The 12,192-nt window shown below is 51.6% G+C and carries 11 protein-coding genes; all 11 read right to left on the reverse strand.

Annotated features, from left to right (window positions below):
* Positions 1-2: 2 nt before the first annotated feature.
* Genes AC3WTF_RS08105 through AC3WTF_RS08155 form a run of 11 tightly spaced genes read right to left on the reverse strand, consistent with a single transcriptional unit; the run spans position 3 to position 11,981 of the window.
* Positions 3-650, reverse strand: a complete 648-nt coding sequence (locus AC3WTF_RS08105) for an acetyltransferase (RefSeq protein ID WP_053104526.1) — start codon at positions 648-650, stop codon at positions 3-5.
* Positions 647-1,255: a sugar transferase gene (locus tag AC3WTF_RS08110; protein ID WP_012118505.1), complete on the reverse strand. Its 609-nt coding sequence runs from the start codon at positions 1,253-1,255 to the stop codon at positions 647-649. Before AC3WTF_RS08110 ends, AC3WTF_RS08105 begins: the two co-directional genes overlap by 4 nt.
* A complete protein-coding gene (locus tag AC3WTF_RS08115) occupies positions 1,252-2,769 on the reverse strand; it encodes an MATE family efflux transporter (RefSeq protein ID WP_047936224.1) in 1,518 nt (505 codons plus the stop codon). The genes AC3WTF_RS08110 and AC3WTF_RS08115 overlap by 4 nt, the downstream gene beginning before the upstream one ends.
* Positions 2,766-3,800, reverse strand: coding sequence for a glycosyltransferase (locus tag AC3WTF_RS08120; RefSeq protein WP_047936225.1), 1,035 nt, complete (start codon positions 3,798-3,800; stop codon positions 2,766-2,768). Before AC3WTF_RS08120 ends, AC3WTF_RS08115 begins: the two co-directional genes overlap by 4 nt.
* Positions 3,797-4,873, reverse strand: coding sequence for a polysaccharide pyruvyl transferase family protein (locus AC3WTF_RS08125; protein ID WP_039063683.1), 1,077 nt, complete (start codon positions 4,871-4,873; stop codon positions 3,797-3,799). The genes AC3WTF_RS08120 and AC3WTF_RS08125 overlap by 4 nt, the downstream gene beginning before the upstream one ends.
* A 4-nt stretch (positions 4,874-4,877) precedes the next feature.
* Positions 4,878-5,915 carry a glycosyltransferase family 2 protein gene (locus AC3WTF_RS08130; RefSeq protein ID WP_047936226.1) on the reverse strand — a complete coding sequence of 346 codons (1,038 nt, stop codon included), beginning with the start codon at positions 5,913-5,915 and terminating at the stop codon, positions 4,878-4,880.
* A gap of 18 nt (positions 5,916-5,933) precedes the next feature.
* The gene (epsG, locus tag AC3WTF_RS08135; protein ID WP_032867035.1) at positions 5,934-7,037 is read right to left on the reverse strand and encodes a biofilm exopolysaccharide biosynthesis protein EpsG; all 1,104 of its coding nucleotides are present in this window, start codon (positions 7,035-7,037) and stop codon (positions 5,934-5,936) included.
* A gap of 3 nt (positions 7,038-7,040) precedes the next feature.
* Positions 7,041-8,177 (reverse strand): glycosyltransferase family 1 protein, encoded by a 1,137-nt coding sequence (locus AC3WTF_RS08140; RefSeq protein ID WP_047936227.1) that lies wholly within the window; start codon positions 8,175-8,177, stop codon positions 7,041-7,043.
* Positions 8,170-9,012 carry a glycosyltransferase EpsE gene (gene epsE, locus AC3WTF_RS08145; protein WP_020954328.1) on the reverse strand — a complete coding sequence of 281 codons (843 nt, stop codon included), beginning with the start codon at positions 9,010-9,012 and terminating at the stop codon, positions 8,170-8,172. The genes AC3WTF_RS08140 and epsE overlap by 8 nt, the downstream gene beginning before the upstream one ends.
* Positions 9,009-10,148 carry a glycosyltransferase family 4 protein gene (locus AC3WTF_RS08150; RefSeq protein WP_047936228.1) on the reverse strand — a complete coding sequence of 380 codons (1,140 nt, stop codon included), beginning with the start codon at positions 10,146-10,148 and terminating at the stop codon, positions 9,009-9,011. Before AC3WTF_RS08150 ends, epsE begins: the two co-directional genes overlap by 4 nt.
* Positions 10,149-10,163: 15 nt before the next feature.
* On the reverse strand, positions 10,164-11,981 hold the full coding sequence (locus AC3WTF_RS08155) for a polysaccharide biosynthesis protein (RefSeq protein WP_180375362.1): 1,818 nt from the start codon (positions 11,979-11,981) through the stop codon (positions 10,164-10,166).
* Between the last annotated feature and the right edge of the window lie 211 nt (positions 11,982-12,192).

Genomic DNA, 12,192 nt, shown 5'->3' on the forward strand with positions numbered 1-12,192 from the left:
AATCATCCTTTTTCATTATGGATAGGGGAGATGACGCGGGCCGGAACGCCGACCGCCGTCACATGGCCGGGAAGCCGGCTGATGACCGCAGCCCCCGCGCCGATAACAGACCAAGGGCCGATGTCAATCTGCGGTATGACGGACGCTCCGATTCCGATGTGCGTTCCTTCCCCGACTTTCACTCCGCCGGCAAGCGCCGCGCGCGGTGAAAGATGGACGTAATCTCCGATTGTATTGTCATGATCGGCAACCGCCCCCGTATTGATGATGCAATGGGCGCCGATGTCAGCGCCCGCCTGAATGACGGCGCCCGCCATCACAACCGTTCCGTGTCCGACGGAAGCCGTTTCACTGACGATCGCCCCGGGGTGAATGAGTGCGGCATAATCGTCATCTTCAAGCCCAAGCGTTTCAGCAAGCTGCTTTCTGACGCCGTTGCGGCCGATGCATATCGTGAATACGGCCTCGGGGACGAGTTTCCGAAGCATGGGCACGTCTTTCGTCCGGCCCGTATATAAACCGTTCCGAACGGCAAAACCGCTGAATCCGTCATCCAATATGCCCGCAAGCTCCATATCGGAACGGGCCTGCACGATTTCCTTCACGACTTTTCCGTGTCCGCCGTTTCCGATCAGCACGACCTTTTTCACGATGACATATCTCCGCTGCCTGTGAAGCGCTTTGCCGTCACATGGCCGGCTTGATGTATGCCTTCTGACACGAGAACTTTTTTCACTGTTAAAAGCAGAATCTTTAAGTCGAGAAGAAATGTGCGGTTGTCGACGTACCACACGTCGAGCTTGAATTTTTCCTCCCATGAAATCGCGTTTCTCCCGTTAATCTGCGCCCAGCCCGTAATCCCCGGCTTCACCTCGTGGCGCCGCGCCTGCTCCGCCGTGTAAAGCGGCAGATAATCCATCAGCAAAGGGCGGGGGCCGACAAGACTGATATCTCCTTTGAGCACATTAAAAAGCTGGGGAAGCTCATCGATGCTCAGTTTTCTGATCAGCCTTCCCGTTTTGGTCAGACGGAGATGATCCGGAAGCAGCACACCGTTTTCATCACGCGCATCCGTCATCGTTCTGAGTTTATACAACGTAAACGGACGACCGTTATGCCCCGGTCTCGTCTGTTTGAACAATACCGGAGACCCGATGGCGCATCTGACGGCTGCCATGGCGAAGAGAAGGATGACGCTCGCGCCGCACAATAACAACATCGCGGCCGCTATATCAAATACACGTTTCGCCTTCAAATCTGAACAGCTCCTTTCACTTTTCGGCATTTCTGTAAAGCAAGCCGCCTTTCTTCTTTCGTACAAATGAAGAAAAAAGCGAATGCGGCATAGCTCATGCATACGGCAAGCCCCGCGGCGATCAGGCCGGCCCAGCTGTCAAGCGGTGAAAACAGCCGGATACCCCGGCAGACAGCCCAGGCAAATACGGCCGCCGCCAACGGGCCGAACATGCCTTTGTAAAACGCGGTTTTCTGAAAGCCCGTAATATGCGAAACATACAGCGGCGTGAAGACGGCATTTTTCAAAATGAGAGAGACTGCACCGGCGATGGTGATGCCGTACAGCCCGAGATGTGCCGGTCCGCTGAGAACCACGGCCAATATGACATTCAGTCCGCCTAAACATAAAGTAACGACGGCGGGCGTTTTTTGTTTATTAAAAGCCGTCCATACGTAAAAAAGCGGCATGACAGAGAGACTGACCGCCAAATACCCGGCGTGAATGTATAAAAGCGGCGCCGTCTGCACAAACGACGGGCCCAGCCAAATCGCCAGAAACGGTTCGGCAAGCCCTCCTAATAATGCGGCGGGAAGCGCGAGCAGAAGCCCGTTCATCCGCACAGCCTTATTGGCGTAAGACAGGAGACCTTCCATATCTCCTTTTGAGTAATAGGAAGTCAAAACCGGCGCAAACAGTGAAGCAAGCGTCCCTGCAAGACTTCTGAGCAGAAGCGGGAATTGAATAATCGCCGCATAGACACCCGCCTCAGACGGCCCCAGCACGAGGTTGGCCGTCATGAGGTCAATCTGCAGAAACAGCAGCACGCCGATCTGGTTGACAGAGCTCCAGGCACCGGCCGAAAACAGCACTTTGCTCGTCTGTAATGACAAGGTTTTACGGCTGAAAGAAAACCACGGAATCAATTTCTTAAAGAAGAAAAAAGTCAGCACGGCCGCACAGACGGCTCCCGCTAATGCCGAAAGCTGGATCTGCCAGATTTTCGGCGGCAGGCACGTAAACAGAGCGAGCACACACAGCACCCTGACCAGCATTTGCACGGCCTGAATGGAGCTTGTGATATAAAGCTTGTTGGCAAAAAACGGCCCCGTCGCGAAACCCGCCATAAAAAACGTCAGCATAAACAGCACGCTGCCGATTACGATAGACAGCCTCACATCCGTTAAGAGCCCGGCCGGCACATTCATAATCTTGTCAATAAAAAAAGCCGTCCCGGCGAGCGGCACAGCGAGTAATAGAGATGTCACGACAGACGCGGCTAAATAATTGCTTACATACGCATTGGCCTCATCCCTGTTCCCCCTGTGGGCGGCGACGGAGAAAAACCTCACAACGACAGAGCTCAGCGCAACGGTAATAATAGAGAAATAGTTAATGATATTCTGTGTCAGATGGACAAATCCAAAAGCCTCCACACCTAATGTTTTCACAATAAAGGGCGTCATCCACACTGATAAAAACACCGATAGTAAAAACGCCGTCACATTGGCGCCGAAATTAATGGCAAATTTCATGCTCCTTCCGCACTGCCTTTCTCTTTCGATTTCCGTTCGAAAAACGCATGCAGAAGAAGAGGAAGGCGCATTTTGCACAGGCCGAGCACCACGCGCTCCCCCGCCAGCAGCTGTTTATGGCGGCACGGCGTCCTGCGCACCGCAGTTTTTACCATGTCATACGTTAAGATTCTGCCGATGTGCGCCGTAATCTGATGTGACGGCTGCGGGGCGGCGCATGCGTTGGCGATCAGCATCGGAATCTGATGCTTGCACAAATATGTATCGATATCGCTCCGGCAGGCGGCCGTCAGCCCGTTTTCCTCATAAAAAGCCATTTTCGCTTTATATTGCTTTTGCAGTTCTTGATCTAAGTGGGGCTTAAACGGTGTTTCTGTGAGACTTTGCGGATTTTCCCGGTAGATATACAGCCCTTCGTCTATCACTTTGACACGCGCGGCTTGGCGGAACGCTGCCAAATTAAACGGAGAGTCTTCGGCAAACCGGATATCTTCATGGAACAACAGCCCTTGCAAAGATTCTCGCCGGTATATATAGCGCCACACATACCAAATAAACCGATGTTCGTGCGCGCGGGTCAGCAATGCAGTCATTTCATCCGCTGTGAAGACGCGGCCCGGCGGAAGGGACGGCGGCATATACGTTCGTTTCTTAGACGGCGTTTCCTTATAATAACCGCAGCCGGCGATATCCAGCCGGTTCTTCTCCGCTTCTTCATAAAGCCGCTCGAACATCGTTTCCGTCACATAGTCATCGCCGTCCGCAAAACCGATATAACGGCCGCGGGCGGCTTTTATTCCGGCATTGCGGGCCGAGCTGAGACCGCCGTTTTCTTTATGAATCACCCGGATTCTCGCATCTTCTGCGGCGAATTGTTCAGCAATCCGGCCTGACTGATCCGGTGAACCGTCATTGACGAAAATGATTTCGATGTCTCTCAGCGTCTGTTTTGTTAAAGAAACCGCGCATTCTTTCATAAAAGGCTCTGTCTTATACATCGGCACGATCACGCTCACAAGCGGCGCGGTCATTGGGCATCACCGCTGATTTTCGAGCGCAGCCCGGCAAAATAAACACTGCGCAAAGAACCGCCTTCCTCATGCTTGCCGCTGAGCAGCCGGTTTACGGCGGACGTTACGGCTTCAGGGTCTGGACGTTCAAGCAATGTCATGTTCGGTATGTTTTTCAGCCATTGATAGCCTTCCATCACTTTATGATCAAACGAACGAATGACGACACAAGGCGTTTTCGTCAGCGCACAAAAAATCATCCCGTGAAGCCTGTCAGTGACGACGGCTTCCGCGCCTTTCAGCGTATTCCAAAGCTCTTCCAGCTCCTTTTCGCGTGTATGGCGGCTGACCCTCCGGCCGACCGTCGTCGTAAAGGAATGCAGCTCGCCGTACTCTTTTGCCAAAGCTTCTTTAACCATCGTTCTGTCCTCAGCCGTCAGCGCACTCTCCTTATCCTCCCGTAAACAGAGGTAGATCCCTTCCCGCGGGATGCGCCGCTCGCTTTTATCCAAATATAAGACCATGTCAGGCTGTTTGAGCACTGTTTTTCCGGGAAAATGACGCTTCATCCATTGATACGTCGTCTCATCTCTCGCCATTAACAAAAGGTCGGGATGCGCATTGTACACTTTTCGGGCGCGCTTCAGTTCCTTCCGTCCCTTTTTTGATTCAGAAAAATGAGCTGTCGCCGGAAGCTGAACGATCCGATATTGCCGGAATGTTTTTATGATAAAGCGGCGCGTCCATTCCTCATACCGGTACAAATCCCCCATGTTCCCGCCGCCGATGATGAATACCATATCATCGGGGTGGCGCTTTTTGATCAGCGCTTTTGCGGATCTGTATATATCCTTCATATCCACCTCGACAATGTCAAAATCGGGATACTCCCGTTCAAGAAACGTTTTGCTTGCGTAGGCGATGGCGTGATCGCCGAGATTATCGTGGGACGGGAGCAGCGTCAGAATGATCTTTTTTCTAGCCGCTGTAAGCCCCGCCCCATCCGCTGACGTTCCGAAATGAAATTGGGACGGGTATTTGACCTTAAGCAACAGCCATTCCGCGAGATTGATTTTTAAAGATTGTATCGACATGTCTTCACCCTCTGATTTTCATTTTGTACTCGATTGCCCGCTGATACGCGGCTGATGCCAGCGACACGAACGGAATCAGCTTCAGCTTCGCCAAAAGCAGAAGGCATGAGCGTTTAGCGTCAAACGGCGCCGTTCCGGTTTTGGAAAGGCTCAGGCGAAACACGGGATCAGCGCATATCCGGCTGATATTCTTCCACTTCTCAGAAAACCGGCCGCCATTATTCCGCTTCCATTCATTCAGCAGGCAGACTGTTCCGTGCTGAACGATGAAAAAATCCAGCTCCTGCCGGTATTCCTGTAAGCAGCCGTTTTCACGCAAAAAAGCCTCGTTCAGCCGATAGAGAACGAGACCTGAGTCAAACAGCTTTTTCTGATAGCTTTGCACAATGGAAGTCAAGTGAATCCGATAATGATAGAGCGGCTGATCCACGTACGAGACCGCACCTGCGAAAACATGCGCCCGGAGGCTGAAGTACTGATCCTCCACGTGCTCCAGCTCATCACGAAGCGGAAAGCGCAGCTGATGATGCTCGATCATGGTTCTTTTGTACAGCTTGTTCCATGAAAAACCGCTGACTCTTCCTTCAAATAAATCTTTCAGGTACCATTGTTTCGGGCGGCCCGCGTACGCTGAAGCGATCGTTGAAACGGCGGTTTTCCCCGTATCCGCAAATTCGGCCGCATATTCGCAAATCACGAGATCAGCCTGATCAGCCTTCGCTTTTTCATACATGCGCAGGCAATAATCAGGTTCAACCCAGTCGTCCGCATCAATAAAAGCGATAAATTCGCCGCGCGCCGCCTCGATCCCCTTGTTGCGGACTGCGCCGAGCCCCCGGTTTTGCTGATGAATGACCCGGATTCTCTCATCCCGCTTCTGATAGGTTTCAAGAATCGCCGGGCTTTGATCCGTTGACCCGTCATTAACAGCCACGATTTCAATATTGGCGAGCGACTGATTGAGCAATGAATCTAAGCATCTTTCTAAATAAGTTTCCGTATTATACACAGCAATTAATAAACTGACCGCGGGTGTTTCCATATAAACCTCCAATATCCATTACCGGGAAAAAATCGTTCTGTACGGAAGCACAGACGAATCGACCGGCATAAGCAAGTAACTGTAAAGAAAATAACAGACAATAATGGCGATATAAATCAGCGCATTTGATTTTTCATCAAAAATCCTCACAAAATAAGGGATCAGGATCATTTGGTACAGGCCGAAATATATATTAAACCGGGCGAAAATAACATCCTTTGTCGCCAAAAGACCGAAGAGCAAGCCGAGCAGACAGAAATTCACGATGACATCAATGTCGGGCCAGAGCTTCCGCAGCCGCTCCCGATAGCAGAAAGCCAAAAACAGCGGCAGAAGCAGCACCGCGATTTTTACGACGTTCATCCCGTTCGTATTGGTCATCAGCCATTTCTCATAATGGCCGTATGAGCTGTTTTCCAGCACGACGACAAAAAGCGAAATGAACTTCTGATACAGAAACGTCATAAGAAGAAACAATGCCGACAGTCCGAAAATCGCGGGCGACCAGGCTTTTTTTCTGACGAGAAAATAAACCGGAATCATAATCAGCGCTGAGGAATGAAAAAGCGAACACAGCAGCACGATTGACATATAACGCTTCCAGCTTCCGCTGATCACGTAGCGGACGGCCCAAAACAAAACGGCCGCCACCATATACTGCCTGATCCCGTTAAAGGAAGCGTAATAGTGATACGTGCCCAAAAACAAAAACACACTCAGCTCAAACGGACGGCCGAACTCAACGAGCCCCTTTAAAATAAAGCTGCACGTCACGACCGCCACGGTGAAATACATGATTTGCGGATCTTTCGTGATAAAATTCATGAGCCAGATGAGAGCCGTAAACCCCGGATCAACGGCTGCTTTTTTCGCTCCGAACCCGAAGATCTCCCAAATGCTGCCGTAATTTCCCGCCAGCTTGTACATCAGCGCGTACGTCTGAAAATCCGTCCCGACTCTGTAGCGCAAACCGGAGACCAATACGAGCGATAGCAACGGAACGATCATGACGAGCTGATTCGGCCGGTATCCGGTCGAAAGCGATTGATCACGCCCGCCGCACATTTTCGCGAACCATGACCAAATATAAACAATTCCCATATTGACTACATATACAATCATTCGTTACTGTTCCTTTTTCCAATTCATATTGTAAAGCTTCATAACAGCCCCCGCATTTTCTCCCGCGTCATATCCCTGCCGTCTGAGGGTTTCTTTAATGCGCGCCCCGTCAGGCTTTGCCGCCTCTGCTGCCCGTAACACCGCGGATGCCCATTGTCCGGGCGGTTCTTTGAGGCTGAGCCTTTTGACCAGCCCGAGCCCGGCATCGGCTTCTTCCGTTATGCCGTCTGATATCACGCACGGCACCCCGGAGGCCTGCGCTTCAACGAGCGTGACGGGCAGCCCTTCATAAAGAGACGGCATGACAAATACATCCAGCGTTTTCAGCAGGGTATGAACGCGGTCTTCTATGCCGATAAAACGCACATCATCATCAAGCCCCAGCTTCGCCGCCAGATTTTCCATATCGGTGCGAAGCGGACCGTCTCCGGCGAGAATCAGCTGTAAACCGATGCCCCGCTCTTTCATATCAGCGGCCAGCCGGAGCAGAAATTCGTGGTTTTTTTCTTCTGTAAAGCGGCCGATATGGCCAATCACCAAACGGCCGACTGCAATGCCCCGCTTCCTTTTTTCAACTTCTGTGTCCGCGCACCCGCCGGCAAATAAGTCGAGATCAATGCCGTTCGGCAAAAGATGCACGTCTTTTTCTTTCCCGAATAAGAAACGGCCCGCGTCTTCCCCGCAGGCGCACAGTGCCGTGGCGTTTGCCGTGATCAGCCGTCTGAAAACTAACAGCTGCATCCCGGCAAGCCGCGACGCCCGCCCCCGCCACGACGTACTGTGCGAATGGCAAATCCGCACCGGGACGCCGGCTAAACGAGCGGCAAGCGCGATGAATCCCGACTGAAAATCGGTATGGGCGTGCACGGCGGCAAACGGGCCTTTTTCCTGAATCACCCGCTTGACCTGTTTCACAAATGTAATCGGGTTTGTGCTGCCGATGCTCGGCACATAAAAAAGCCGTCCGCCGAGAGCGAGAATTTCCTCATCATAAGCGCACGGATCGTTCCTATGGGTTAAAAAATCAAACTGCACCTTCGTTCTGTCCATCTTCCGGTACAAATTCATCATCATCGTTTCTGCGCCGCCCCTGTTCATCCCGCTGAAGATGTGCAGCACCCGCATCGGTTTGTCAGTCATGTTCGGCAAGCCCTTCTTTTTGGCGGATGTCCCTGTTTTTATGATAACGGTTCATGACCGCGGGCGGCGTAATGGCGCGGATGAGCGGTTTTGCGATATACGCGTAATGGGAAAGCGGCAGCTTCAGCCGTCTGCATGCCTGAAAAACGAGGACCGCGTTATCAATGGAATACGTAAACGATCTCCTTTTAAACGCATCACTGTCCTCTCTGACTTTATACAGCGTTTCTTGAAGATTGTACCCCCGGAAACCCGCTTCAAAAAAGCGCAGCCACAAATCGATATCCTCCATCCGCCGCGTCCGCCTGACTGACCGGTAGCCGCCAAGCGCTTTGTACGCTTCGGCCCGCATCATAACGGTGCCGTGGCAGAACGGTGTGCCTTTCGCCATAATTCCCGGTTTCGGCACGGGCGGCAAAAGCCGGGCGCCCCTTACGCCGAATTCGTCAAATACGAGCATCCCCGTGCCTACGACTTGATAGTGGGCGTGCTTGTTTAAGAAAGCGGCCTGTTTTTCCAGTCTCCTCGGGTTGGAGATGTCATCACCGTCCTGCCTGGCGATATAATCCCCCGTTGCGTATGTCAGACAGCGGTTCAGCGAAGCGGCAAGCCGTTGATTTGTCTTATTTTGAATCAGCGTAATCCGGTCGCCGTAATGATCCGCGTAACGGCGCGCAATCTGATACGTTCCGTCAGTTGACGCGTCATCACACATAATCAGTTCCCAATTCTTATAAGATTGGCTCAGGATGGATTCAATACTCTCCGCTAAAGTCTCTTCGCAATTATAAATTCCCATGATCACGGAAATTTTCGGTTGTGCTCCTGCATTCATACGCTTTTCTCCTTTTTATCCATATAACCGGCGTAAATGTGCGCCATTTCCTTTACCGTACGTGTTTCCGAAAAACATTCCGCCGTCCTGCGCCCTTCTTGTCCCATTGCTTTTCGCAGACACGGGGAGCGGTACAGCTTTTCAATCCGATCGGCAAATGCCGCGCTGTCTCCGGCCGGCACGAGAAAACCGTTCACGCCGTCTTCGATGATCTCACGGTGTCCCCTGTTGTCCGCGGCAACGGCCGGCTTTTCGGCAGCCATTCCTTCAAGCAGATTCATGCCGAGTCCTTCACGGATGCTTGAGGCGACAGACAGATCGGCAAGCTGAATCAGTTCATGAATATCGCGGCAAAAACCGTAAAACCGCACCATGTCGGATACACCGAGTGATTCAGCCTTTTTTCTGTACGGCGCTTCCATCGCGCCTTCTCCTGCAAATACGAGTTTCAGCTCCGGGATGCGGTTCTTCAGCAGTGCCGCAGTCTCAATGAGAAGTCCTTGGTTTTTATTGCCGTTTAATTCAGCGGGGTATACGAGAATAAATTCCCCGGCGCCGAAGCCGTGTTTTTCTCTCAGACGTTCACTCTCTTCCCGGCTCACAGGGCGAAACCTGTCTGTATTCACCCCGATGCCGTGTATTTTTTTCGCGCCGCAAGCTGTTTTTTTCATTTGCTTGGCCCGTTCGTAATCCTCTTCATTAATCGTAATTAAACAATCCGTGTAAGAAGAGAGAAATTTTTCGATCGGGTAATAAAGAAGCCAGTTTTTCAGGGGCGCTCCGTCGCAGAAGTGAAAGCCGTGCGCGGTGTACAGCACCTTTGTCCCTTTTTGGCGCGCTTGTCTCGCCGCAAGGCGTGCGAGCACGCCGCCGACCGGCGTATGGCAGTGAATCATGTCGTAGCCGTTGTCCTGAATGAGCCGTTTCAGCCGCCTGTAAACAGAAAGATTTTCGGGATGAAACGGCGAGCGCCGGATCGGAATGGAAAACTTTTCATCAACGAACGGAAGATTCATATTGCCGCCTGCCGCGACGTGCACCTCCCAGCCCATGTCCTGAAACCATTGAAAATACGGGAGATGAAAGGCTTTAAAATGATAATCGACAGTGGCGCAGAATAATACTTTTTTCGTCATCTTTCTGTCCTCCCATCACACGCCTGCGGCCGCTTCTTCATGTACTGATTCGATCGCCTCAAACAGCCTTTTTCTCAGCTCTTCTTCAGGCAGACGGCTGAATTCCTCCATAAAACGGATGAGCACGGCCCAATTCCCGTCCACCGCTTTCCCGATATGGATTTTCGGAAAAATCTGCTCCGTATGTACTTCATTATGATTCAGCAATTCTTCATACATCTTTTCTCCCGGGCGGATGCCGGAGAATTCGATGGGAATCTGTTCTGTCGTATAGCCTGATAAATGAATCAGGTTTTTGGCCAGATCGACGATTTTGACGGGTTCTCCCATATCCAGAACGAAAATCTGCCGCCCTTTTGCAAGCGCCCCCGCCTGAATGACGAGTCTTGACGCTTCGGGGATCGTCATAAAATATCTTGTCATCGCCGGATGCGTGACGGTGACGGGTCCGCCTTTTTCAATCTGCTTTTTGAAAATCGGAATGACGCTGCCGCGGCTTCCGAGCACATTTCCGAAACGGACGGCGGCGAATTTGGTGTTGCTGACCTTTCCGAGGTTCATGATGACCATTTCCGCAAACCGTTTCGTCGCGCCCATGACATTGGCCGGATTGACCGCTTTGTCAGAAGAAATCAGCACGAAGGTTTCCGTTCCGCACATGTCGGCGGCTTCGGCGACATTTTTCGTGCCGATAATGTTGTTTTTAACGGCTTCTTCCGGATTATGTTCCATTAACGGTACATGTTTATGGGCAGCCGCATGATAGACGACGTGCGGCTCGTATTTTTTCATCAAAGTAAAGATTTTATCTCTGTCCTGAATATCGGCGATCTCCGCGTGAAAGAGCACCTCTTTGCCGAAGCGTGCGGACAGCTCGGTATGTACGGAATGAATGCTGTTCTCCCCGTGGCCGAGAAGGACGATTTCCCGAGGAAGAAAGGCGCTGATCTGGCGGCAGATCTCAGAACCGATTGAGCCGCCGGCGCCCGTCACCAGAATCGTTTTTCCCTTGATGCTGTCAGAAATTTTGCTCGTATCAAGGGTGACCGGCTTTCTGCCGAGGAGATCTTCGGCTTTTACATCTCTGATGTGTCCGGCAGCCTGCGTTCCGAGCAGGATCTCATCAAATTGCGGCATGATTTTAATATGGGCGCCCGTCTGCACACATTCTTTGTATAACGTCTGAAGCTCATGGGTGCAAAGAGACGGAATGGCAATGATAATATGGTGAATTCTCAGCCTCTGCACTGCCGGCATAATGCTTTCTTTTCCGCCGATGACGGGCAGGCCCATGATTTCGAGCTTATGCTTCGTCTGGTCATCATCAATAAAAGCCACAGGCATGATTCCGAGATCATTTTTCTGGGTAAGCTGACGGACGAGCAGCGTCCCCCCCGCACCTGCGCCGATGATCAGCGCCCGGGAAGAGTCATTTTGCTTCCTGCCGATCGTTTCTTTCAGCACCCGGGAAATCATCCGGCTTCCTCCGATGAACAATAGCTGAACCATCCAGCTGACGGCCAACAGCCGGAACAAAATCGTGTGGAACACCCCGTATTGGACGGCCGCCGTTACGGCTGCTGACAGCGTGATCCCCTTCATCAAGGCAAGCAGCTCGCCTATTCCCGTGTACGTCCATACCTGCTTATACTGGTGAAACATAAAAGCGCATACATGATGGCTGATCAGCATGCTCACGGCAGTCAGCAGCAACGCTCCGGAGTCATAAAAGTGATAAGAATCCTCAAAAAATTGATATCCTATAACAACGGAAAGTAAAACGAGATACGTATCCAATGCAAAAATCATTGAAAGTCTTCTCCGGTAAGTCAATCTTTCCCCTCCTCATTTATCGGTTTAGCTGATACGGTTTTCGTAAAAACAGACATAACAGCTAAGCCGATAACAATGCATCATCTTAAGATAAAATTGGGCATTTAACCCGTCCTCACACCCCGCCACCGACGACCAGCATCTAAGGCAGCGGAAAACGCCGCCCACAGCAGAGCCGAGTGCCTCCGTTGATAAAGGTAAGGAGACATCA

This window comes from Bacillus sp. EB106-06-01-XG163 (assembly GCF_058791615.1).

Excerpts from the sequence above, each read along its gene's own strand:
- AC3WTF_RS08120 (WP_047936225.1), bottom strand. The coding sequence starts at position 3,800 with ATGACCGCGCCGCTTGTGAGCGTGATCGTGCCGATGTATAAGACAGAG.
- epsE (WP_020954328.1), bottom strand. The coding sequence starts at position 9,012 with ATGAATGCAGGAGCACAACCGAAAATTTCCGTGATCATGGGAATTTAT.
- AC3WTF_RS08115 (WP_047936224.1), bottom strand. The coding sequence starts at position 2,769 with ATGAAATTTGCCATTAATTTCGGCGCCAATGTGACGGCGTTTTTACTA.
- AC3WTF_RS08130 (WP_047936226.1), bottom strand. The coding sequence starts at position 5,915 with ATGGAAACACCCGCGGTCAGTTTATTAATTGCTGTGTATAATACGGAA.
- epsG (WP_032867035.1), bottom strand. The coding sequence starts at position 7,037 with ATGATTGTATATGTAGTCAATATGGGAATTGTTTATATTTGGTCATGG.
- AC3WTF_RS08140 (WP_047936227.1), bottom strand. The coding sequence starts at position 8,177 with ATGACTGACAAACCGATGCGGGTGCTGCACATCTTCAGCGGGATGAAC.
- AC3WTF_RS08150 (WP_047936228.1), bottom strand. The coding sequence starts at position 10,148 with ATGACGAAAAAAGTATTATTCTGCGCCACTGTCGATTATCATTTTAAA.
- AC3WTF_RS08125 (WP_039063683.1), bottom strand. The coding sequence starts at position 4,873 with ATGTCGATACAATCTTTAAAAATCAATCTCGCGGAATGGCTGTTGCTT.